The sequence below is a fragment of the Staphylococcus sp. FSL W8-1207 genome, from assembly GCF_038003745.1.
Classification (GTDB): domain Bacteria; phylum Bacillota; class Bacilli; order Staphylococcales; family Staphylococcaceae; genus Staphylococcus; species Staphylococcus equorum.
The window spans coordinates 334,553-354,554 of the sequence record NZ_JBBOPU010000002.1; the positions used below are offsets into that span (position 1 = coordinate 334,553).

25 protein-coding genes and 1 riboswitch are annotated in these 20,002 nt (G+C 33.2%); of the genes, 12 read left to right on the top strand and 13 right to left on the bottom strand.

The genetic code is table 11. The features are described from left to right. The first annotated feature begins 32 nt into the window (after positions 1-32). Positions 33-281, top strand: coding sequence for a hypothetical protein (locus NSR03_RS11250; protein WP_002506014.1), 249 nt, complete (start codon positions 33-35; stop codon positions 279-281). Between the two features lie 315 nt (positions 282-596). On the opposite strand, the gene NSR03_RS11255 is transcribed toward NSR03_RS11250, so the two are convergent. Beyond that, entirely contained in the window at positions 597-1,487 is an 891-nt protein-coding gene (locus NSR03_RS11255) for a LysR family transcriptional regulator (protein ID WP_021339661.1), read from the bottom strand. A gap of 114 nt (positions 1,488-1,601) precedes the next feature. Between NSR03_RS11255 and NSR03_RS11260 the strand changes: the two genes are divergently transcribed. Continuing rightward, positions 1,602-2,765, top strand: coding sequence for an MFS transporter (locus NSR03_RS11260; RefSeq protein WP_021339660.1), 1,164 nt, complete (start codon positions 1,602-1,604; stop codon positions 2,763-2,765). A 116-nt stretch (positions 2,766-2,881) separates the two neighbouring features. Here the strand turns inward: NSR03_RS11260 and cspD are convergent, their stop codons facing one another. From cspD to NSR03_RS11285, 5 genes are all read right to left on the bottom strand, one after another. Next, positions 2,882-3,082: a cold-shock protein CspD gene (cspD, locus tag NSR03_RS11265; RefSeq protein ID WP_002506017.1), complete on the bottom strand. Its 201-nt coding sequence runs from the start codon at positions 3,080-3,082 to the stop codon at positions 2,882-2,884. A gap of 370 nt (positions 3,083-3,452) precedes the next feature. Next, positions 3,453-3,611, bottom strand: a complete 159-nt coding sequence (locus NSR03_RS11270; protein ID WP_021339658.1) for an Rv0909 family putative TA system antitoxin — start codon at positions 3,609-3,611, stop codon at positions 3,453-3,455. Positions 3,612-3,681: 70 nt separating this feature from the next. Next, complete coding sequence (locus NSR03_RS11275) at positions 3,682-4,065, bottom strand: phosphate-starvation-inducible PsiE family protein (RefSeq protein WP_230456613.1); 384 nt, start codon at positions 4,063-4,065, stop codon at positions 3,682-3,684. Positions 4,066-4,197: 132 nt separating this feature from the next. Then, positions 4,198-4,398 (bottom strand): hypothetical protein, encoded by a 201-nt coding sequence (locus NSR03_RS11280; protein WP_002512023.1) that lies wholly within the window; start codon positions 4,396-4,398, stop codon positions 4,198-4,200. Between the two features lie 34 nt (positions 4,399-4,432). Continuing rightward, positions 4,433-4,627: a hypothetical protein gene (locus NSR03_RS11285; protein ID WP_021339657.1), complete on the bottom strand. Its 195-nt coding sequence runs from the start codon at positions 4,625-4,627 to the stop codon at positions 4,433-4,435. 144 nt (positions 4,628-4,771) lie between these two features. On the opposite strand from NSR03_RS11285, the gene NSR03_RS11290 reads away from it, so the two are divergent. The 5 genes from NSR03_RS11290 to NSR03_RS11310 all read left to right on the top strand — a co-directional run bounded on the left by NSR03_RS11290 (position 4,772) and on the right by NSR03_RS11310 (position 6,991). Then, positions 4,772-5,110: a hypothetical protein gene (locus NSR03_RS11290; RefSeq protein WP_021339656.1), complete on the top strand. Its 339-nt coding sequence runs from the start codon at positions 4,772-4,774 to the stop codon at positions 5,108-5,110. A 41-nt stretch (positions 5,111-5,151) separates the two neighbouring features. Then, the gene (locus NSR03_RS11295) at positions 5,152-5,322 is read left to right on the top strand and encodes a hypothetical protein (protein WP_021339655.1); all 171 of its coding nucleotides are present in this window, start codon (positions 5,152-5,154) and stop codon (positions 5,320-5,322) included. Between the two features lie 85 nt (positions 5,323-5,407). Next, complete coding sequence (locus NSR03_RS11300; RefSeq protein ID WP_021339654.1) at positions 5,408-5,611, top strand: hypothetical protein; 204 nt, start codon at positions 5,408-5,410, stop codon at positions 5,609-5,611. 272 nt (positions 5,612-5,883) lie between these two features. After that, positions 5,884-6,024 (top strand): hypothetical protein, encoded by a 141-nt coding sequence (locus tag NSR03_RS11305; RefSeq protein WP_021339652.1) that lies wholly within the window; start codon positions 5,884-5,886, stop codon positions 6,022-6,024. A gap of 241 nt (positions 6,025-6,265) precedes the next feature. Continuing rightward, positions 6,266-6,991 carry a halocin C8 precursor-like protein gene (locus NSR03_RS11310; RefSeq protein WP_226957283.1) on the top strand — a complete coding sequence of 242 codons (726 nt, stop codon included), beginning with the start codon at positions 6,266-6,268 and terminating at the stop codon, positions 6,989-6,991. Positions 6,992-7,164: 173 nt separating this feature from the next. Here NSR03_RS11310 and NSR03_RS11315 read toward each other — a convergent pair whose 3' ends face one another. The 5 genes from NSR03_RS11315 to xpt form a co-directional block, all read right to left on the bottom strand. Then, positions 7,165-7,638: a DMT family transporter gene (locus NSR03_RS11315; RefSeq protein WP_257614871.1), complete on the bottom strand. Its 474-nt coding sequence runs from the start codon at positions 7,636-7,638 to the stop codon at positions 7,165-7,167. A 218-nt stretch (positions 7,639-7,856) separates the two neighbouring features. Beyond that, positions 7,857-9,398, bottom strand: coding sequence for a glutamine-hydrolyzing GMP synthase (guaA, locus tag NSR03_RS11320; RefSeq protein ID WP_021339649.1), 1,542 nt, complete (start codon positions 9,396-9,398; stop codon positions 7,857-7,859). 21 nt (positions 9,399-9,419) lie between these two features. Next, on the bottom strand, positions 9,420-10,886 hold the full coding sequence (gene guaB / locus NSR03_RS11325; protein ID WP_002506046.1) for an IMP dehydrogenase: 1,467 nt from the start codon (positions 10,884-10,886) through the stop codon (positions 9,420-9,422). Between the two features lie 35 nt (positions 10,887-10,921). Next, complete coding sequence (gene pbuX, locus NSR03_RS11330; protein ID WP_002506047.1) at positions 10,922-12,190, bottom strand: xanthine permease PbuX; 1,269 nt, start codon at positions 12,188-12,190, stop codon at positions 10,922-10,924. Next, positions 12,187-12,768 carry a xanthine phosphoribosyltransferase gene (gene xpt, locus NSR03_RS11335; protein WP_002506048.1) on the bottom strand — a complete coding sequence of 194 codons (582 nt, stop codon included), beginning with the start codon at positions 12,766-12,768 and terminating at the stop codon, positions 12,187-12,189. Before xpt ends, pbuX begins: the two co-directional genes overlap by 4 nt. Before the next feature lie 248 nt (positions 12,769-13,016). After that, a riboswitch (purine riboswitch) is annotated at positions 13,017-13,119 on the bottom strand. A 227-nt stretch (positions 13,120-13,346) separates the two neighbouring features. Between xpt and NSR03_RS11340 the strand changes: the two genes are divergently transcribed. The 4 genes from NSR03_RS11340 (at position 13,347) to NSR03_RS11355 (ending at position 17,509) form a co-directional block, all read left to right on the top strand. Continuing rightward, complete coding sequence (locus NSR03_RS11340; protein ID WP_002506050.1) at positions 13,347-13,760, top strand: general stress protein; 414 nt, start codon at positions 13,347-13,349, stop codon at positions 13,758-13,760. A 247-nt stretch (positions 13,761-14,007) separates the two neighbouring features. Further along, positions 14,008-14,670 carry a hypothetical protein gene (locus tag NSR03_RS11345; protein ID WP_069820972.1) on the top strand — a complete coding sequence of 221 codons (663 nt, stop codon included), beginning with the start codon at positions 14,008-14,010 and terminating at the stop codon, positions 14,668-14,670. A 125-nt stretch (positions 14,671-14,795) separates the two neighbouring features. Next, positions 14,796-15,851, top strand: coding sequence for a hypothetical protein (locus tag NSR03_RS11350; protein WP_021339646.1), 1,056 nt, complete (start codon positions 14,796-14,798; stop codon positions 15,849-15,851). A gap of 278 nt (positions 15,852-16,129) precedes the next feature. Then, positions 16,130-17,509, top strand: a complete 1,380-nt coding sequence (locus NSR03_RS11355; protein WP_002511994.1) for an L-cystine transporter — start codon at positions 16,130-16,132, stop codon at positions 17,507-17,509. Positions 17,510-17,629: 120 nt separating this feature from the next. On the opposite strand, the gene NSR03_RS11360 is transcribed toward NSR03_RS11355, so the two are convergent. Both NSR03_RS11360 and nfsA read right to left on the bottom strand, forming a co-directional pair. Further along, positions 17,630-18,205 (bottom strand): hypothetical protein, encoded by a 576-nt coding sequence (locus NSR03_RS11360; protein WP_031266072.1) that lies wholly within the window; start codon positions 18,203-18,205, stop codon positions 17,630-17,632. Between the two features lie 75 nt (positions 18,206-18,280). After that, positions 18,281-19,036 carry an oxygen-insensitive NADPH nitroreductase gene (gene nfsA, locus NSR03_RS11365; RefSeq protein ID WP_069820971.1) on the bottom strand — a complete coding sequence of 252 codons (756 nt, stop codon included), beginning with the start codon at positions 19,034-19,036 and terminating at the stop codon, positions 18,281-18,283. Between the two features lie 166 nt (positions 19,037-19,202). Between nfsA and NSR03_RS11370 the strand changes: the two genes are divergently transcribed. Then, positions 19,203-19,982, top strand: coding sequence for a 2-keto-4-pentenoate hydratase (locus NSR03_RS11370; RefSeq protein WP_021339642.1), 780 nt, complete (start codon positions 19,203-19,205; stop codon positions 19,980-19,982). The last annotated feature ends 20 nt before the right edge of the window (positions 19,983-20,002 follow it).

Below are 20,002 nucleotides of genomic sequence, written 5' to 3' on the forward strand. Positions count from 1 at the left end.
GACGTAAATCATAACCTACTGGAGGGATTTTGATGAGTATCATTCTTACACTAATCGTAGGTGCTATTGTAGGCATCAGTTTATCGCTTTGGTTAACGAGCAACTCAATTCCCACTGTCATTGTCAGTCTGATTTCAGGTGTTTTAGGTGCATTTATAGGCACATCTTTATTAATACCATCAGGTATGTATTTCTTAATCACAGCATTTATAGGCGCATTTACGCTTACATTGCTTGTTCTATTCATCATCAATACAAGCATTGATGTTGTAAGAAACTAGGTTAATTTCCAACTACAAGTCGATATTAAACTTCAAAAAACATTCCTTGTAATATAAATTTTTAAAAGGAATGTTTACATATAACGCATCTTAAGTTATTCGTGATAGTAAGTGCTTTTCTGTTTTTGAAATGACTTACATCTTCTAATATCAAACAAGTGCATCTTGTTTTAATTGTTTTTCAAAACCATCCTTATCCCCGTTTTTTCTGTATATGAATTTCAATTTTCTTCATATAATTTCCTTTAAAATCGTATTCACTTTACATATATGCACCAATTAAACGAAAAATAATTTGGTTCTAATTCTTATAAATTACTGGCAAATTTCCGTCGCTTTTTCTAAAAAAAGTTGTGCTGCTTTAGAAAAAGTATGGTCTTTGCGCCATACGATATTATGTTTTGCTATTAATTTCGGTTTTAGCGGTACAAAACTAAGTTTGTTTTCAATAGAAGTGTTGATAATACTATCCAAAGTGATGACATACCCTATGCCAGCTTTGACCATTAATCCAGCGTTATATGCTAAATTGAAAGTACCTACAATATTCAGTGCTTCAAAACTACTACCAAACCAATCTGCAAATTCATTTTTAGAAATCGTTGTATCTAAAACTTGTCTGGAACAAATTAACGGTTTCGTTAATAAATCCTCCTTAGTTACAAAAGTTTGCTGTGCTAAGGTACTATCACTTTTAGCTACTACCCCCCAATGATCTAATGACGGTAAATTTAATGCTTTATACTTATTTAAGTTTGCTGGTTGAATAAATATCCCAAAATCCAACAATCCTTTATCTAACCGACTCTCAATATCTTCTGCATTACCACTATATATATGAAAATGAATACTAGGATACACTGATTGAATATTTTTAAAAACATTAGCTATTACTTGCATCCCTTTAGTTTCACCACAACCTATATAGACATTACCTTCAATGTTTTTATCAATAAATTTAAATTCATCCTGTATTTGGTGAGACATTTCTAATAATTCTTCAGCTCTCTTTTTTAGTAATAGCCCTTCATCTGTAATATAGATACTGTGGTTGCTTCTTTTAAAAAGTTTTACACCTAGTTCACTTTCCAAATCTTTAATTTGTCTAGATAAAGTTGGTTGCGTAATGTGCAATGTGTTAGCAGCACGTGTTATACTCTCTTCTTTTGCAATCGTTACAAAATAATATAGGGTTTTTAATTCCATTACATTTCTCCTCATTATGCGTTTTAAGCATATCTAATAATTACAATTAAGTATTTGTTATAACTATTTATACCCTTTACACTTTTATTATAAAAGTTCTGTAGGGGGTACATAGTGAAAAACAATAACTTAATTATACTCATTTTAACTATTGGTGTTTTTGGTATCTTAAATACTGAGATGGGTTTCATCGGATTAATACCTCAAATTGCTGAACGTTTTGGTGTTAGCACTTCAACTGCTGGTTGGCTCGTTTCCATTTTTGCTATTGGCATAGCAATATCAGGTCCAATTATGCCTTTATTATTATCTAAATTGGAAAGAAAAAAAGTGATGATTATTGTGCTTTTAATTTTTATTATTAGTAATATCATTTCAGTATTCACTACAAGTTTTACTGTTTTATTAATCGCTAGAGTAATTCCAGCCATTTTCCACCCAGTATATATCGCCTTAGCTTTTTCAGTCGCGTCTGATTCGGTCAATTCTAAAGATGCACCTAAGGCTGTAGCTCGTGTATTTATTGGTGTTTCTTCAGGCATGGTTGTAGGTGTACCTATCGTTAATTTCTTAGCAACTCAATTCAACTTGTCTATTGCTTTATCATTTTTTGCACTGGTTAATATAATCGTTTTGATTTTAACATTAATCTTTATACCTAAAATGCCAACAAAAAAATCTGTGACTTACGGCACACAACTTAGTGTATTAAAACGTCCTTTAACATGGATATCTATCCTCGTTTCTATACTATTTAATGCTGCTATATTTGGTGTTTACAGTTACTTAACCGATTACTTAAATATTGTGACAGAAGCGCCTAGTCACTATGTATCCATAATTTTATTCCTATATGGTATATCCAACATTTTAGGAAATATTATTGCGGGAAAACTATTAACTTCTATTCCACAAACAGCAATTTTTCTATTACCGTTTGCGTTAATTATTATATATGTATCAATGTTTGGCTTAGGATCTTTCCTTATACCAATGGCTATCATTTCAATCTTTTGGGGTACACTAGCCGGAATTTCCGCAAATATCACACAATATGTAATTACTTCATCTGCTCCTGATGCACCAGATCTTTCCAATGGTATATTTTTATCAGCTGTAAATTCAGGAACAACGATTGGTACATTTATTGGTGGTATATTTATCACTACACTAGGATCAAATTATGTCATTATGGTTGGTATCTTAGCCTGTGTCATTAATATCTTGTTCATCTTAATTAGAAATAAAAGTTTTAAAAAACAAGATAATATTGCATAATAAAATCCCTTAATCTAGATAGATTAAGGGATTTCGCGTTGATACTTTCATTAATCATTTTGAAATTTAAATTTAGGCATAAAAAAAGACGAGTTATACTCGTCTTTTAGCCGTTATTATAATTTAACAACGTTAGCTGCTTGAGGACCGCGGTCGCCTTCAACGATTTCGAATTCAACAGCTTGGCCTTCTTCTAATGATTTGTAGCCTTCTTGAGTGATTGCTGAGAAGTGTACGAATACGTCGTTTCCACCTTCAACCTCGATGAAACCAAAACCTTTTTCTGCATTAAACCATTTAACTGTACCGTTATTCATATTAAATTCCTCCATGTGCTTTTGCACTAATATTTGTAATCTGTCTTAAAAAATCAAAAGGAGTAAATTCAAAAGAATAAAACTACAAATCAATTTCACGAACTAAATTACTTAATACCTATTATAACGAGTTATACTCATTTTGTACACCCCTATTTCTAATTTAATTTTAATTTTTAATCTTTGATACGAATATATTGTGTTGCTCTACTCATTTTATTTACAGTTAAACCTGTGTGCACTACGTCTTTCATTAATATAATCATTAATTACATCACCGTTTAGAACATAAATTCACTACAAAAAAAACAATGAAGACACTCTATTAGGTGTGCTCCATTGTTTCAAATGACTCTAGTTCCAGGCTATATTATACTCTTTTACGTAATTGATCCATTATTTTACTAACATATTTTGAATAATCTTTGCCAGTTTTCTTTTTAAGTGTATCGCTTATTTTATACAAGCCTTGCTCTAATTTACCGTTTTTTACATATTTACTTAATGTGCTTTTTACCTTATTTATCAATTATAAATCTCCTTTTTTTACATTCTAAATGCTTATTAGTATTTCAGTCACAAAATCTGTGTCTTAATTTTTAATCTAATGAATAGCGTTTCAATAAGTGTAAGCAAAATATTAATACACCAATTGTCACTGCAAGAAGCAATGTTTCAATTGCATTATAATGCTCTACAATAATAAATCGAATCACTGCCGTAATTCCTACGTAAATAAAAAATTGTAATGAGAAATGATAATTCTTTCTGAAATATTGTATGATTAAAAGTATGAATTCGATATGCATGAAAGCAATCAACATTTTCTCTACGACATAATTATACTTCACATTTTTATTTTCTATAAAGGTATAAATCATACCCCAACATTCTTGAAATAAAAATACGACTAAAATAACTCCTAATATTGCAATACAGAGGTTTAAACAAAAATAAAGTGCTTTAGTGAAATAATCTATCACTTTGTTCAATATTAATAAATCTCCTTAGCTTGAGAATGTCCTTATACAAACACTTGTATAAGGACATCCATTTTAACATTTATATCATAAATTACATCATATAGAACCTTATAAATAAAATTTATAATTCAGCTAACCAACTAGAAATGTGCCCACTAACAATATTACCGAAATAATCATTGTCCAACTCAATATGGGTGCCACTTTATCAATCATTTTTTTGTATTCTTTATCTGGCGCATTATTTTTCTTTAAATGCCAGCACTTTGTTAATAAATACAATGCTTCTAGAAAATTAACGAGCAAGACTATAATGAAGATTGTGATGATCATAAATATATCTCCTTTTTTATAATGATATGTAAGCTTAATTATTGTGTTTTTTTCTTATGTTCATAGCTTTATAAACGAGGTAACCTGCATTTAGCATGGTAATTATTACTAATATAATTAATAATGGCATACTTAATGAAGATGAACCGAAAGCTATGATTAATACAAGAAAGATATTTATAAAACTAGAAATCATAAAACCCGTGTCTAAATCCTCTTCTTTCTTCATCAATACATCTCCTTAGTTTTTAATTCTTCAAACACTACACTAACATAATTTTTTTGCCATAAATATTTCATTGATAATATATTTAAAAGCAATACAAAATGGATTATACTTATATTGTTGATTAATTAATAAGGAGATACCATTTTGAAATTACTTTTATTCTTCATTGCTATTTTGATATTTTCATCAATTTGGACAGTGATAACAAGCAAGTATTTACCAAGTGAAGCTGTGGATAATAACAAGAACAATAGCCGATATAATAAAAGACAAAAGAAAATATTCATTGAAATTTTAGCCAGAACCTGTGTTTGGCTAGTTTATATTTTAGTACTCATACTTATATTTCGACTTTTTGGTTTTTGGGATACCAAAGGCAGCCTTTTCATGAACTATCCTGAAATTATATTTTTAGCTGCAACTTTTATATTAATTGTCGTAAATTATTTAGTTGTTAAGAAAAAATATTCTACTAGCGAGTAATAAAATAAGAATACATAATATAAAAAAGGATTGATGCAATTATGAAATTCATAAATTTTACTTCAATGACAGAAAAAGGATTAAATAAAAAAGTGAATGAATTTTTAACAGAAAATCCATATATCGAGATTATTAAATTCGATTATCAAATGGGTTATAGCGGCTGTGGCGTCGGCATACTTTATAGTGACACGAAAGTTTCTAATTTATAATAATCACCAGAAATTAAACTAGTAAGTGAACATCTAATAGTCTTTAAAATTTTTTAGAAACCAATTCACTTAAGGGGAAATTAAAATGAGCAAGTCTCTGTTTATACACAGCACAATTAACATTGCGCTTATGATCATCCTATTTATATTGAATTTCACCAATATAGGTGGATCAACAGCTTTAATCGTATTAGCAATTATATTTGTTTGTAATACGATATTATTACTAAGAGCAAACAGTAAACAAGTTAAGAAAGATGGCACTACTATGGATAATTATGAGAAATAATAGTACCAATTACATAGGAGGGATTTCATGAAATATAACGATTCTCAATCAAATACTAAAGATGTTAGAAAGATATTTTTAAAACCTTTTCCGATACCTTTAATGTTTATTGTATTTGCAATATACACCATAATAACTAAAGATAATACAGCTTATATAGTTACATCTATAATCGCATTAATATTTTTCACATCATTGCTAACGTTAGATATTAATGCCTACATAAATTGTAAAAGACGAAACAAGCAGAATAAACGGAATGGAAGATATGTATGAATTTTGGTAAATATAAATATGATTATAACTATTTACTTATGTCTACACCACTTTTAGTAGTATCATTATTTGTACCATCAGTATTTGTTGCCTTTCTTGTATGTATATTTTGTGGATTTGAGAATAAGAATGATTAATGATGGTATTTTCGTTGATGAAGACAAATCGGGTACTATGATTAATACAAGAAGACTGTTTATAAAACTAGAATGCAATGAATTTTTTAAATCTTTGTTGCCACTTACTAATAGTCACACATTGTAAAAAATGAACAATATGAAGTCAAATAATTTATATAAAAAATGATACAATAAATAATTTCTATGATAATTTCATGATATAATATAATGAAGGAAGAGCGTAAAGTAGTTAATTATTTTGAGAAAATTTTTATTTTCATTTTTATCGCTAGTATTAGTAATTTCTTTTAGCATTATTCCATTTTTTCAACAAGCACACGCAGCCAGCGAAGGAGTCCATAAGCCTAAAAGTAATGTCAGCACTAAAACTAAGAAAAAAATAATTAATATAATTAAAACTTCCAAAGAGTATAAAGAGTATGCCACTTCAACTTCTATTGACTCTATAAATGATGAAAATGTAATCGTTCACCTAAACAAAGGCGAGAACACAAATGTGTACTCTATCAATTATATCTTTGGTAAAAACCTTGCTAAACAAAATAATAACTTAGCGATGGTTGAACTGAAATATAATGAAGCCAACGGAAAAGTTTTCTATGCCCACTCAATGTACACAAAATTTGTAAAACATAATGGTAACCAGTTTGTTAATTTACAAGGAGTTTTAAATAACAAACCATATTATAATTTTAATCTCGGCAAAGACGGTAAATTGTATAATGAAAATTTCAAAGTTTCTTCTAAGAAAGAAATTGAAGCTGACTCTTATAAAAATTTACCTCACAAAGAACGAGGTTGGTGTGAATGGGCAGTAGGATCACTTTGTGGTACTGGTGGTGCTGGAGGTTGTTGGGCTAGTTGCTTTAGGTATTACCACAGGTTTGGGTGGCTTCGGTATAGCAACAATATGTGGCTTAATTACTTCATTAGGTTGTATAGGCGCGACAAACTATATTTGTAGTTGAACGAAATGAGGTTTTAGTATGGCGATGTTTATCATAATATTCCTATTTGTATACTCTATAGTTATAACGTTAATGTATTTTAAAAATCAAAAATAAATTAAAACACTCTTCCTTTGAAAGGGCGACTCTAATAACAGTCACCCTTTTGTTGCTTTTGGAATTATCTAAATCAGACAATCTCTTTTTTCTTTAATGCTAAATATGCACCAAGACAAGCTAGAACTATGCCCACAATTAGGTTTAAACTGATTTGAGTCTCTCCCATAAGGATACTTCTGCCTCTTCCTATTGCTGGAAACATCGCAACCATATCCCCACTTTCAGAGGCCCCAATATTACTGATCAATTTTAAATAGAATAGCCACGCTAAAAATGAAGATAATATAGCTAAGTATAGTAATCCGAACCAAAAATTCGGCTCTTGTGGCAACGTATATGAATAGCTTTTAAACCCAGTATAAATAACTAAAAATAGAACTGCCGATAACATACCTATAGTATTTGCTAAAACAGGATTAGTATTATTATTGTATAAAGATAATACATCTCCAATAGATGTGATTATAGTACCTATTAAAGCCATTACTATGCCTATTATAAACTCACTTGTAAGTTGGTTTAAGTCTGGGAATAGAATTACCACCACACTTATTAAACCTATAACCCCACCTAAATATATTCTGTTAGCTATTTTACTTTTAAATACTAGACTTATAAATATAGGCGTCAATTTAAAATATATATACATAAACATTTCTAGTATTTTTGTTTCATCCCTGTTTATTAAAATTATCTATCTCGGAAAATTACAAAAACACCCCCTTAAGCCTATGGCCTAAGAGGGTGTTTCATTTTACAATATTATTCCCACTCGATTGTGCTTGGTGGCTTAGATGTAATGTCATAGACGACGCGGTTAACGTGGTCTACTTCGTTTACAATACGACTTGAAATCTTTTGTAAGACTTCCCAGTCAATGCGTGCGAAGTCACTTGTCATGCCATCAATAGAAGTTACAGCACGAATACCTACTGTGTGATCATACGTGCGGTAGTCTCCCATAACACCTACAGATTGGATGCCTGGTAATACCGTGAAGTATTGCCAAATCTCACGTTCAAGACCTTCTTCACGTACAACTTGTCTTAAAATCGCATCAGACTCACGTACAATTTCTAGTTTATCTTCTGTGATTTCTCCAAGTACACGAATACCAAGTCCAGGACCTGGGAATGGTTGTCTCCATACTAAATGTTCTGGAATTCCTAATTCGATACCTAATTCCCGTACTTCGTCTTTAAACAATGTATTGATTGGTTCGATTAATTGGAATTCCATATCTTCTGGTAATCCACCAACGTTATGGTGTGATTTAATTGTTTGTGCAGTTTTCGTACCTGATTCAATAACATCCGTATACAATGTACCTTGAGCTAGGAAGTCTACGCCTTCTAGCTTAGACGATTCGTCATCAAATACATAGATAAATTCATTACCAATGATTTTACGTTTTTGTTCTGGGTCAGATACACCTTTTAGTTTACTCATGAAACGTTCTTGTGCGTCCACACGAATAATGTTCATATTGAAACCTTCACCAAATTGTTCCATTACCATGTCGCCTTCACCTTTACGTAAAAGACCATGGTCTACGAAGATACATGTTAATTGGTCACCGATTGCTTTGTGTAGTAATACTGAAACTACTGATGAATCTACCCCACCGCTCATTGCAGAAAGGACTTTACGATCGCCAACGAGGTTGCGGATTTTTTCAATTTCAATATCGATAAAGTTTTCCATTGACCATTGGCCTGTACAATCACAGACGCGACGTACAAAGTTACGTAATAAATCATTACCGAATTCTGTATGACGTACTTCTGGGTGGAATTGTACGCCATAGATACGGCGCTCTTTATCTTCGATAGCTGCATAGCTTGTACTTGGGCTATCTGCAATAACTTCAAAACCTTCAGGAATTTCAATTACTTTGTCCGAATGACTCATCCAAACATTTTGTTCTTCTGGTAAACCAAAGAATAATTCATCAGTTTTAGCATTAATAACTGCTTTACCATATTCGCGTTCATTAGCGCGCTCAACTTTTCCACCTAATAATTTAGTTGTAAGTTGCATACCATAGCAAATACCTAAAATAGGAATACCTAAATTATATATTTCTGGATCAATTGTAAATGAATCTTCTTCGTAAACTGAATTTGGTCCACCAGAAAGGATAATACCTTTAGGGTTCAAACTTTTAATTTCATCTATACTCATTTCATGATCGTGTAATTCACTGTACACTCCCATTTCACGAATACGACGCGTAATTAATTGGTTGTATTGGCTACCAAAGTCTAAAACAAGTATGAGCTCTTGCTCTTTCGCCATTTCCATAACTTTTAAATCTCCTTTGACTTAGAATGAATAATTTGGTGATTCTTTTGTAATTTGAACATCATGTGGGTGACTTTCTGCTAGTCCAGCAGGCCCCATACGTGTAAACTGTGCTTCTTCTCTTAGTGCTTCTAAGTTTCTTGAACCAGTATAACCCATACCAGATCTTACGCCGCCCATAAGTTGATAAATTGTATCTTGTAATGAACCTTTATAAGCAATACGGCCTTCAATACCTTCTGGAACGAATTTCTTAGGTGTTTTGTCCTCTTGGAAATAACGGTCATTGGAACCACTTTCCATAGCACCTAATGAACCCATACCTCTGTATACTTTATATTGTCTACCTTGGAATACTTCTGTTGCGCCAGGACTTTCTTCAGTACCAGCGAGTAAGCTTCCTAACATTACCGCATGTCCACCAGCAGCTAATGCTTTGATGATGTCACCAGAGAATTTAATACCGCCATCAGCAATAATTGATTTGCCTTGTCTACGTGCTTCTGTAGCACAATCATAGATAGCTGTAATTTGAGGTACACCAACACCTGCTACAACACGTGTTGTACAAATTGAACCTGGGCCAATACCTACTTTAACTACATCTGCACCTGCATCATATAACGCTTTTGTACCTGCAGTAGTAGCTACATTACCAGCGATTAATGTTACTTGTGGGAATTGCTCTTTAATATGCGCAACTTGGTCTAACACGCCTTTAGAATGGCCATGTGCTGTGTCGATTACTAACGCATCTACGCCAGCTTCAACTAATTTTTTAGCACGGATGTCTGTGTCTTTAGCGATACCAATTGCCGCACCAACTAATAATCTACCGTGTGCATCTTTAGCTGAATATGGGAATTCAAGTACTTTTTCAATATCTTTAATTGTGATTAAACCTTCTAAACGTCCTTCTTTTACTAGAGGTAGTTTTTCGATTTTATGTTTTTGTAATAATTTTTCAGCTTCATCTAATGTTGTGCCAACAGGTGCTGTAACTAGTCCATCTTTAGTCATCACATCAGAAATTTTAATTGAAAAATCTTCAATAAAACGTAAATCACGGTTTGTAATAATACCTACAAATTGTCTATCTTCTTTACTATTAACAATTGGTACGCCTGAGATACGATATTTACCCATCAATGCTTCCGCTTCAAAAACACTTTCTTCAGGTGTTAAGAAAAATGGATTTGAAATAACACCATTTTCAGAGCGTTTTACTTTTTGAACTTCGTCTGCTTGATCTTCAATGTTCATGTTTTTATGAATTACGCCAAGTCCGCCTTGTCTCGCCATTGAAATCGCCATTTTCGATTCAGTTACTGTGTCCATACCCGCTGAAATCACAGGAATATTCAATTTAATGCCTTCTGATAATTGAACACTTAAATCTACTTCTTTCGGTAAAACATCTGATTCTGCTGGTAACAACAACACATCGTCAAAAGTTAAAGATTCTTTTTCAAACTTATTTTCCCACATACTGGTATAGCCTCCTATTATTTGTTTTATAGTTATTATTTCATAACTTCCGTATTTTGTTGACTCTTTATTCCATTAAAAAAGAAATTCAAAATAATTGCTGAAATCGCGCCAAGTACAATACCATTTTGAGTTAACCATGCAAACTGCTCACCCAATGCTTCAAATGCTTGAGGTACTGCACTTATACCCGTTCCTAGCCCAACTGATACAGCAATTACTAACAAATTGTTTTGATTCTTAAAATTAATATTACCTAATATACTAACACCATATGCCATAACCATGCCAAACATAGCTATCATGGCACCACCTAATACTGGAAGTGGGATCATATTCGCCAATGCACCTAATTTAGGAATACATCCGCAAATGATCAATAATATCACCATGCCATATATCACATTGTTCTTTTTAGCACCTGATAACGATACTAACCCAACATTTTGCGAATATGCTGTATATGGGAAGGCGTTAAAAATTGACCCTAATATAATCGCAATGCCTTCTGCAGTATAGCCTTTACGGAAATCTTTACGTTCTAGTTTCTTACCTGTAATCTCACTTAATGCATGATACACACCTGTTGATTCTATCAAGCTGACTAATGCAACGATGAAAAATACAAGCGTCGCACCTAAGTCAAAGCTGAAAGTTGAAAACCTAAATGGCTGCGGTAACGCAAACCAATGCGCTGTTCCAACTTGCTTCACATCTACAATACCAAATATCGAAGCTAAAATCGTCCCTGCAACCAATCCTATTAAAATAGCAATAGATTTTAGAAAACCTGATGTAAATCGTTGAACGATCAAAATAATAATTAACGTCGCTGCACCAAGCATAATATTCGTAGCATCACCATAATCTTTTGCGTCTTCTCCACCAGCTAAATAATTCATTGCAACTGGCATAAGGTTAATCCCTATTATCGTAACTACACTACCTGTTACAACAGGTGGGAATAACTTCACTAAATGCGAAAAGAATGGTGCAATAACAACAACTAGGATACCTGATAAAAATAGTGAACCATATAAGTCACCAATACCTTTTGTCTGACCAATCAAAATCATTGGTGCAACTGCAGTGAATGTACACCCCAATACAATAGGTAATCCTGTACCAGTACCTTTCCAAACTTGTAAAAATGTAGCCACACCACACATAAAAATATCTACTGTAACTAAGAATGCAATCTCTTCTGGAGAGAAGTCTAAACTTGTTCCAACAATAATAGGAACTAAGATGGCTCCTGCATACATTGCTAATAAATGTTGTAAACTTAAGAAAAAGGTCTTCATGCTTCGTCCCCTAGAAACGTTACTTTGTTTCCACTTAAAGAAGCAACTTTACATAGTGATGAAACCGTAAGACCCGCTTGTTCTAATCGCTCTCTACCGGGTTGGAAGCTTTTCTCTACTACAATGCCAACACCGACCGTAGTCGCGTGCGCTTTTTCTACAATTTCGTTTAAACCAAGTGATGCATCGCCGTTCGCTAAAAAGTCATCTATAATTAATACGCGATCATGCTCACCTAAAAACTCATTTGAAACAATGACCGTACTTGTCGTGTTTTTTGTGAATGAATGGATATCTGCTTGATATACATCTTTCTTTAATGTACTCGGCACTGCTTTTTTCGCAAATAGACACGGTACATCAAAGTGCATTGCAGCCATGATAGCTGGTGCAATACCTGAAGCCTCTATTGTTAATATCTTAGTAATACCTTCGTCCTTAAACTGCTCATAAAACGTTTGTCCTACATCGTACATTAACCTTGCATCGATTTGATGATTTAAAAATCCGTCCACTTTCAAAATCTTCTCATCAATAACGACACCATCTGCTTCTACTTTCTGTTTCAACAAATCCACTCGAAAACCTCCTCATTTTGTGTACAAAAAAAGTCCTAAACTAACTTAGTTTCAGGATCTATGAGTGAACTTGCAATACGAGAAGAAGCCCTTCTTCAACTTTTAACTAATGTTGCCCAAATTGGTTGTTTCACATTCATTTCCCAAATTATATGTAAAAAGGTTAGATTTGTGACAACAGTAGCGATAAGTGTTCTAAAACGTGTATGTCTTCCTACGATTTAAAACATATGAATTCGAATTACTTATGTATTGTATTGGTTACCCATAGTCATATCGTTAATGGCGACATGGTAGAAACTTCTAAAGCCTTATCCTTTAGATTATATGAGTTAGATAAATTATTAACTGATGATAGCAAATTTTAGCTTTATTTTCAATACACATATTACAAGTAAGCGCTTTATGACGACCTTTTTATTACTTTTTTCTCGAAAATGTAAACGTTTTCTATAGCGAGAAAATGATGTTTGTCAGAGTTGTCTTTCCGTTATATAATAAAGTTGTATTCGTTTTATCTATATGTGAACTGGGTAAATACTTAATAATCATTAAAACAATGGCTGGAGGGATTTTACATGACAGATTTTACAATTGTACAAAATGAAGAAGAATTATTACAAAAAGTTAAAGAAAAAGTTTCTGAAGGATATGATGAATCAGAGCTATCCGTTTTATCTAGAACAAAACTCCATATTGATGAATTACATAATTCCGAAGTGAGTTTAATAGCAACAAGCGGATCATTTAGTGATAAAATCGCTAAGATTATGACTGGTGAAGACGGTGAAGAAGTTGTCTTATCTCACTACGATATTACAGATGATGAAAAAGAACATTATAAAAAGGAAATACTGAACGATAAATACATTATCGTAGCTGCGAGAGATACTTCTTCACATGAAGAAGTAGAAAAAACAAATGCTGCTTATGAAAGTGAATCAGTTGTAGGGCATCATTATGCCGAAGAATCAAATGGGCCAAAATCGTAGAGATACACTTATTACAATAATTTTGAGTCTGAAACATAATTGTATTTTTAATTTAGAAACTGCATAGTAGTTCACTAGATATTTAGTTATCCTAGTGGGGGGCGGGAATACGAAATCAAAATTTGATTTCTGTCCCGCTCTTTTTCTATTACATAATAATTATTAACAAGATTTGAATCATGCGTTAATAAATTACAAATATAACTATTATGTTATAATGAACGCAATAATTTTGGGGGGTGTGTCTATGGAATTTAAAGCCGTAACATCAATTGATGATCCATTGTTCAAATCAGCTTTAAAGATATATGACGAAAAGTTTGATATCGGATTAACAGAGGACGAACAAATATTTAAACAATCGTTAAAAAATGAGCGTACTAAAGATGATTATTTATTTTTAGTAGGCATCGACTCAGAAAAACCAGTGAGTTTAGCTACTGCTCACTATGAAGCAACGACGAACTCAGCTTTTTTAATATATTTAATAGCCCTTGATCAACCTAACCATGATGAATTAATCAATTTAACACTGAAGCGTATGGAAAAAGAAATTAATAAATTATCTAATCAACTACATGCTCATGATGTTAACTTCATCATGTTGGAAGTGCCAAAAGAACCTGAAGAAGTGTCTGAAGATGAGATAACTATTATGGATAACAGACGTCAGTTTTTATTCGAAAATGGTTTCGAAAGACAATATGATATCGATTATTTAGCACCCAGTCTGAAAAGTTTTTCTGAAGGACGACCTATGGATTTATTTATTAAAGCTAATATCGAATTAACTAAAGATATTTATGGTCCAAGTATTAAATCGAATTATATATTAAAGTATGTATTTGCTAACAGAATATCTAGAAGTGTTATTTATCCTTTACTTACAGAAATGGATTTGCGCAAATGATAGCAGGCACTACTTGAAATCACTGTTAAAACAGTTTAGACTAACATAGAGGTAAGACTGACGTTTCACTAACCGAAGACAAACGTCCGTATACATAAATCACTTATATGAAAGGACTTATTACTATGTTAACTAAAGAATTTGCACTACGTGTAGAGCTAAGTGAAAAACAAGTCCGTAAAATCGTTCAACATTTAGAAGAACGCGGGTACCAACTTAGCAAAACCGAATACCGTGGCCGTGAAGCTACAGATTTCAAAGAAGAGGATATTGAGCTTTTCCAAGAAATTGCCGAAAAAGTTAAACAAACCAATAGTTATGATTTAGCTTTCGAGGAATTAGAAAAAGAAAAAGACTTCCTACAAGTGCTTGTTAAAGACAATGACAGTAATCTACCTACTGATCAAAACGTATCTAAACTTGTGGATGACTTACGCTCTGAAATCCAAAAAATGCGTGACGAACGTCAAATGCTCGGGCAAATGATTAACCAAGTACACCAACAGCAGCATGAATTACATGAAATGCAAAATCAAATCACATCAAAATTAGATGCTAACACTGAATCATTAAAGGCTATCCAAACATCAACGGATGAAATTAAGACAACTCAAAGTGTGATTCAAGATTCTCAAAAAGAACAATCAGAACTTGTGAAATCTAATGTTGAGACAGACAATATCACTGCTTCTACCGGTACAACTGCTAGTAAGGGAGATAAGTTGACTGATAATACTACTGAACAAACTTCAGCTGCTACTACACATCCAGCTAAAGACAGTAAAGTAAGTACTGAAAACACTTCAAACCCAGCTCAAGTTGAAGATAGTGAGATTACGCAAGTTGGTGCTCAACCATCTACTGTAGCTAAACCAACAACTGATGATAGCAAAGTTGCTTCAGCTACTGCTGCTTCAACTTCTTCTACAAGCGAGACAGCTAAAGAAACTGATACAGCGCGTGCTACAGCTTCAACAGAAGAAAAAGATACAACTTCCGTTGATAAAGCTAAAGATGACTCAATCCAAAAAACACCAGACAATGATCATGCTACTGACATAGCATCATCTAGTGAGCAAGAAACAGCTTCAGAGCAAACACACGCTTATGAATCACCACTTGCTAAAGAAGAACCAAAAGATGAACGCAAAGGATTTTTTGCTCGTTTATTCAACCTATAAAGAAACGCTAATTTATTTAAACCATCCCCAACAATCAAGGGATGGTTTTTTTATATAATTATCCAGTATATCAATCTTCTCTCCTCACCCCTTGCTCCACCGATAAAAACGCCTTCATAGCAGTGCCTCAACGCATTTCACTATTGTCAGAATATAAAGTCATTTTTATTTTTAAATTTTCTTGCAAAATAGACTTGAATATTATCAACTTTTCTAATATCCTTAGTATGCTTATCGGAATTAAAAATATTAAATTATGAAAGTGTAGGTCCTGCTTTATGTTATTAACAATTCTTAACATCGTCATTTTTGTGGCCTTCCTCATCGGATTATATGTAATGGCTAAACGACACGTGTCATTTCCAAAACGTGTTTTTAGTGCTTTAGGCGTAGGTATCATTTATGGTATTTTCATTCATCTAATTTATGGTGTGGATTCTACGATTACTAAACAAACAACAGATTGGTTTAGTATTGTCGGTGATGGCTATATCGCATTATTACAAATGATAGTAATGCCCTTAATCTTTATTTCAATCGTTTCAGCTTTCACTAAAATTCAAATTGGAGAAAAATTTGCTAAAATCGGCATTTATATTTTCATGTTCTTAATCGGTACAGTAGCTATCGCAGCTATTGTCGGTATTGTATCTGCCCTAATTTTTGGTTTAGATGCTTCTTCTATCGATTTAGGAAGTGCTGAAAGCTCAAGAGGTAATGAACTTGCAAGTCAGGCTAAAGGCATGACTGCCAATACATTGCCACAGCAAATCTTAGAGTTACTACCAAGTAATCCATTCTTAGATTTCACAGGTCAACGTACAACTTCTACTATTGCAGTTGTTATATTTGCTGCATTTATTGGTTTTGCATTTTTACGTGTAATGCGCAAACAACCTGAAAGCGGAAATATCTTAAAACGTGGTATCGATGCATTGTACAACCTAGTAATGGCCATTGTAACGTTCGTATTACGCTTAACACCTTATGGTATTTTAGCAATTATGACATCAACGATTGCAACAAGTGACTTTGGTGCTATATGGACATTAGGTAAATTTGTGCTCGCATCTTATGCAGCACTTATCGTAATGTATATCATTCACTTAATTATTGTTACAGGATTAGGTTTAAACCCTGTTACTTTCGTTAAGAAAACAGGTGAAGTACTACTATTTGCCTTTACGTCTCGTTCAAGTGCAGGCTCATTACCACTTAACGTACAAACTCAAAAAAATCGTTTAGGTGTACCAGATGGCATCGCTAATTTCTCTGCCTCATTTGGTTTATCTATCGGACAGAATGGTTGTGCGGGTATTTATCCAGCTATGCTAGCTGTCATGGTAGCACCTGCTGCCGGTGTGGAAGTTAACTTACAATTTATATTGGCAGTTATCGGTGTTGTCATTATTAGTTCATTTGGTGTAGCTGGTGTTGGTGGCGGCGCAACGTTTGCTTCAATCATCGTATTGTCTACACTGAACTTACCTGTTGCACTTGCTGGTGTGTTAATTTCTGTAGAGCCATTAATTGATATGGGTCGTACTGCATTGAACGTCAATGACTCTTTACTTGCAGGTACAGGTACAGCTAAACTGACAGACAACTTAGATAAAGACGCATATAATGCAGAAGAATATGGTGAAATTACTGGCTAATCAGCCTTTAACAAGAACAATACTGCTCATTAATTGTTCTAACTATAACTAAAATTAAAAATGTTAAAAACCTTCCCAAACCGTGTCATTTCACGTCGTTTAGGAAGGTTTTTATTTTATCTAGTATTCTGGTTTAAATGGTCCCCAAGTGATTCTTTCTTTACCGTCTAGCGGAATCGCATCAATTTCTTTCGATACATCATCAAACCATTTTAAAAAAGCAGGTTCTTTTTCCAAATATGCCTCAACGCTTTCTTGCGTAACATCATGTAAATACCACGCTTTACTTTCAAATTCATATTGAATTTGAGCATATGCTAACCTAACTTTGTCTACGCTATCGTATAAACAATTCACCTGTTTCACTAAATTCGGTGCTTGAGAAACGATACTACCTGAAATAACCTTTTTATGTGTTTCGTTATCCAAGTCATTCCACATTCTGAGTTGGCCATCCATTTGAAAAAACAAATCGATTGTTGAATCTTTCTCATCAAAGGTTATTAAAATAAATATGCGCTCAGCTGTATGATCTACTGAATTGATTGCAGTGACAAGCACTTTTTGTGCCATTTTCGCCCAATACTTTTGCGCTTCTTCCGGGGTTAGTTTGTTCTCAGATGAATAAATATATTGATTATTTATGTCACGTCCATCAGTCTCATCTGTTTTTTTTCTAAAAAATCTATTAAACATGCTCAACTTAACCAACCCCTTCCTTAATGTAATGAGTTTTTGAAAATGAAACACTTTAGCTATCTTGTTATCCTATTATTTTCTAATAAAACCTGCTCTATTCAATTGATCTAACATATCCAATCTTTGTTTTGCGCTCATAAAATTCGCGATTTGATTAGACCATGTTTCACTACGTTCACCGTTTGTACGCGATTTATAATAATCACTTACGGTTTGATCATATCTTTGTAATTCTTCTTTTTGCTCGTCCTTATCGCTATTATATCTATCACGATGAAAAACATGTTCAAACGGTAAACGTGGTTTCGGGCTACCATCTTCCTCATCTTTAGGTATGCCAAGTGCCATACCGAATAGAGGGAAAGTATGCTCAGGTAGGTCTAATACTTCTTTAACTCGTTCAACATCATTTCTTAATGAGCCTAGATAAACAATTCCATATCCCATATCCTCTGCTGTAGCAGCGATATTTTGTGCTACTAACGTTGCATCTATTGTACCAACGAGCAAGCCTTCCGCAGATTCAAATGATGTCTCCATTTGATGCTTGGAATCTTCATTCACTATTGAGTGTCTATAATAATCCATTACAAAAACAAACAAATAGCCATTTTCTACGACATAAGGCTGTCCAGATACTTCTTTTAAATCTTCTTTTATCTCAGAATCTTCTATACCTATAATGGAATAAGTTTGTAAATAACTAGAAGTCGAAGCGCTTTGCCCTGCCTCAACAAGTTGTTTAATATGCTCTTCTGGAATAGGTTCTTTCTTAAAATTTCTTACTGAATGGTGTTTTTTCAATAAGTTGTACACGTGATCAGACATGCTATCGCTCCTCTTTATGAAATATATCCATATCTTACCAAAAGCATATTTTGATTGCTTATATTATGTTTACCCGTTTTTCACCTTTCTTAAAAGATTTGAAAGTAATTAAGTTTATGGTTAGTATAATAGTAACAATATTCTGAAAAAGGAGTGCTAATATTTCATGACACAAGCCAATACAACTGTCGTAGATGCATTGTTTGAAGCCTTTAAACAGCACGAACCCATAAATTTTGTTAGTCAAACACACAATATCAGTGAACGAGAAGCGTACCAAACACAAGATTTACTTATCGATAAACTTCAAGACGTTGATCAATCCAATATCGTCGGCTATAAAGTAAGTATGACGAGTGCAGCAACACAAAGTATCGCTAATACTGATGAGCCAGCTTATGGCACAATACTTTCCTCTAAAATTGTAGAAAGCAATGGCTCTGTATCACTTTCAAGTCTATTTTCACCTTTAATTGAACCAGAAATTATGTTTATTCTAACGAAAGATTTATCTTCTAATCCAACAAATGAAGAAGTCCTATCTAGCGTTAAAATTGCACCAGGTATTGAAATACCCGATGCACGTTACAAAAATTGGTTCCCTAATTTCACTTTAGGTGATTTACTAGCAGACAACACTGCGACAGGATTAATTGTTGTTGGTGAAACAATTGATCCTTTGTCATATGAAGATTTTGCAAATATCCATATGAAACTATCGTATAACGGCATAGTAGAACATGAAGGTGATTCTACAGAAGTGCTTGGCAACCCAGTTGAGTCTGTTAAATGGCTTGCACAAAAACTCGCAACGCACGATAAAAAATTACACCAAGGTCATATCATTTCTTCAGGTACGTTTATATCCCCTATCCCTGTAGAATTAGGATCTTATAAAGCCGAATATAGCGATGTAGGACAAGTGGATGTCACATTTGTAGACTAGTCCCTCTTTCGCTCACAGCA